The following is an 893-nucleotide window of genomic DNA, read 5'->3' on the forward strand; positions in this document are numbered from 1 at the left end:
TCGCCACCGAACGAGCCGAAGATGATCGCCGGGATCGACCGGTTCATCGCCTTCGCCATCAGGTTCGTCAGGATGGTGCCCGACGCGCCGACGATCATGCCGGCGACGATCATCGCCTGGTTGTTCAGCGCCAGACCCGCCGCCGCGGCCGACAGACCGGTCAACGCGTTGAGCAGCGAGATCACCACGGGCATGTCGGCGCCGCCGATCGGCAGCACCACGAACAGGCCCATCACGCCGGCCGCGACGAGCAGCCCGACGATCAGCAGCGACGACTGCGGGTCACCGTCGGCGTTGAGGCCGATGAACACGGCCAGCCCGACCGAGACCAGCGCGAGGAGCATGTTCGCGAGCTGGAACGCCTTCGCGTTCGAGACGAACACCTTCTCGACGTTCTTGTTGAGCAGTTCCTGCAGCTTCGCGAACGCGACGAGCGAGCCCCAGAAGGAGACGGAACCGATGATCGCGGCGAACAGCGAACCGATGATGAACGGTGCCGAGGGCACCGCCTCGACCGCGGTGAAGCCGTCGGAGTTGAGGAACTCCGCCCACGCGATCAACGCGACCGTGCCACCGCCCACACCGTTGAACAGCGCCACCAGCTGCGGCATCGCCGTCATCTTCGTACGCAACGCCGGCGGCACACCGAGGACGACACCGACCAGCAGACCGCCCGCGATCAGCAGCCAGTTGTCCGTCTCACGGACGTCGATCAGGACCGCGACAACGGCGATGACCATGCCGACGGCGGCGATGTAGTTGCCGCGGACCGCGGTCTTCGGGCCGGTCAGACCCGACAGACCGTAGATGAACATCGAGAACGCGACGATGTACAGGATCGTGACGAGGTAGCCCATCAGAGGTCAGCCCCCTTCTTCTCGGCCGCCGCCTTG

At 66.1% G+C, this 893-nt stretch carries 1 protein-coding gene; it reads right to left on the minus strand.

Annotated elements, in window-relative coordinates; translation table 11 throughout:
- A partial coding sequence (locus tag AC1DWC_RS26695; RefSeq protein ID WP_477912910.1) for an NAD(P)(+) transhydrogenase (Re/Si-specific) subunit beta occupies positions 1-857 on the minus strand: 857 nt, incomplete at its 3' end.
- Positions 858-893: the final 36 nt, after the last annotated feature.

The sequence above is a fragment of the Rhodococcus sp. P4_C10 genome (genome assembly GCF_056402135.1).